This is a genomic window from Vibrio sp. V43_P6S15P86, assembly GCF_009904725.1.
Classification (GTDB): domain Bacteria; phylum Pseudomonadota; class Gammaproteobacteria; order Enterobacterales; family Vibrionaceae; genus Vibrio; species Vibrio diabolicus.
In genome coordinates this window covers 1-2542 of record NZ_WXWT01000086.1, presented here as the reverse complement: position 1 = coordinate 2542, position 2542 = coordinate 1, and the positions used below count along the sequence as shown (strand labels likewise).

The following is a 2542-nucleotide window of genomic DNA, read 5'->3' as shown; positions in this document are numbered from 1 at the left end:
TCGCCAACGGACTTACAACAAGTATTCACTTTGGTGAGATATTGAGCGCAAATATTGTGTAGTCAAAGGTGGATTGTTTTGTCGGTTTTTTCTGACTTATTTTAAATTTTTATCTTTATATCAGTAATTTATATTTCATTTCGCTATTAGTCGAAATTTGACATTTAGCCGACACAAATTAATCTGACTGCCCAGTCCGAGTAAGGCTTTATGCTCAGTACGATAAGTCGTATTACAGCGTTGTCCGTTGCCACATTTTTGCCAGTGGTTTCTTTTTTAACTCATTGATAGTGAGAGTTATTGAGAACTGATAAGCGGACGGAGTTTTACATTGAGGCTGAGTAATGCTGGTCGATTTTGATCAGCGAGTGGCAGGATTAATTTAACCAATCGAGCAGGAGATCGAAAATATAGACTACTGGATAGAGATAAATGAATACACAGCTTAATGTGATGGTGATTGATGGTCATCCTCTACAAACCAAGATACTTACCCAAATATTGGGTCATAGTGGCGCGTCAGTCAGTACATTCAATTGTGTGGACACTGCTATTCAATGTGCACAAAAGCAATATTTTGATGTGATCTTTTGCGATCTCCAGATGCCGGGAAAAGGCGGTATCGACATCTTGGAAGTATTCGACCAAATTCAGTATCACGGGCAAGTCGTGCTAGTCAGTTTGTTGGAGCAGAGCATCATCTCGGCAGTACGAGAAATGTGCGAAGGGTTTAGTTTTGAGATATTAGGAGAACTGCCTAAGCCGTACGACGAAATGCAAGTGGTTAAACTCCTCAACCAAATAAAAGATGAAAGAACGCGAAAAACAGCGTTTGCTCAACCTATCGTACTGCAAGACCAAGAGTTTTTATTTGCTTTGGGTGAAGGGCGAGTGAAGAATTATTACCAACCTTTGGTAGACGCACACAGTGGTGAGCTTTTAGGTTATGAAGCGTTAGCGCGTTGGGTGCATCCTATTTATGGCGTGTTGTTACCAAACCACTTTCTTCCGATCGTAAAACGATGCCATTTGTCTTCTGAACTTTTTCAATCAGTGCTGATTAATACAATCTATGACATCAACAATAGGGGATTAACCAAAAAGGCCTCGATTAATGTCGACCACGAAAACTTGAACGACCCTGACTTCTCGCATCGTTTTATTCAACAATGTTCGGAGAGTGGTGTCGACCCGTCACAAATCACCATTGAGATTACAGAGCGGGAAGCTTTCCAAGCTAGCACGTCTATCTACAAAAACCTCATCAAGCTCAGAATGAAAGGTGTCACGGTATCAATTGATGATTTTGGTACGGGCTCATCTACATTTGAAAAGTTGGCAAAGTTACCTTTTAACGAGATCAAACTTGACCGCGCTTTTGTCTACGGAGCGAGTGAAGACCTGAAAAAGAAAAGCATTGTCATCGCCATTTGTGCTTTAGCGAAAAACCTAAATATTTGTATTGTCGCCGAAGGTGTCGAAGACGAAGTAACCTATAAAACCATGCGCGAATGTGGAATAGACATCTGCCAAGGCTTTTACATTGATAAGCCCATGCCGTTAGAGGTAATCACTATTTTGAAGTAAAGATATGAAAAAATTGAACTGTTTGATCTTTGATGATCAAATGCTTATCTGTATGGCTATCAGTGATAAAACCGTGAGTATCAAGAAACGTCGATTTCTAGACAAGTTTAATGTAAATAATGTTATTGAACTTGCAAAAGTAGTGGGAACATAAAGTGTTATGAATGTAAGAAGTTTTGTTTCTTCTTTTGCGGTTGCGATGTTGTTATTTATTGTATCGGTGGCCATGATTGGTGCTGTTCTCATCTCTTATGAGGAGAAGCAATTTAATACGTACGCTAACAATTTAGCAAAAACAAAGCAGAAGGTCATTCTGCTAGGCTTGTTGACCGAAGCTCAATTGGCGCAGTATGAAAACTTCAGCGTCGAACAAATAGAAGCACTGACTGACTTCAGTTTTCAAGATGCAATTTATGCTTTAAGGCCGTATAAAAAACTAGATTATGTGGAAACTGTTGCTCGTAAAGCCCTACACCAAGCAGAAGCTCATTTGTCCAATGTCTACGATAGAGAAGACGCCATATTGTACTTTCGTTCTTACACTAGTGACAAACTCATCTTAGAACGACCAATCCCAGCTCTAGAGGGATCTAAAGAGACGTTTGATATAGAATGGTGCAGAGTGAATTACGCTTGTATTCTTGCCGCGTGGAAAGAGCAGCTCTCCGACCGAGTTCTTATCTCTAAGCCCTTCAAAACCACGTATTCTGATGAGATGGCATTAAGTATCATGAGTCCCGTCTACTATAGAGGGAAGCTTGTCGGCGAATTTTCGGAACAACTGTATTTATCATCGCTTTATAATGAAGGCAAAGCCGTTGACGTAGAGGTTAGTAACGGAAATTAGCAGATAATTATTTACTTTCCGAGCTACCCCTTAGCTCATTTTGCTTACACTCAATCCTATGTTGCCGACAATAATAATCTTGTTATTTACCAATATCCCCTTAGTAAA

At 39.9% G+C, this 2542-nt stretch carries 1 protein-coding gene and 1 pseudogene; both read left to right on the top strand.

The window, feature by feature from the left end; all coding sequences use genetic code 11:
• Positions 1–432 precede the first annotated feature (432 nt).
• Positions 433–1587, top strand: a complete 1155-nt coding sequence (locus CAG69_RS03700) for an EAL domain-containing response regulator (protein WP_161442778.1) — start codon at positions 433–435, stop codon at positions 1585–1587.
• A 160-nt stretch (positions 1588–1747) separates the two neighbouring features.
• Positions 1748–2542 (top strand): annotated as a pseudogene (locus CAG69_RS03690) (GGDEF domain-containing protein); the annotation flags it as partial.

Excerpts from the sequence above, each read along its gene's own strand:
- CAG69_RS03700 (WP_161442778.1), top strand. The coding sequence starts at position 433 with ATGAATACACAGCTTAATGTGATGGTGATTGATGGTCATCCTCTACAA.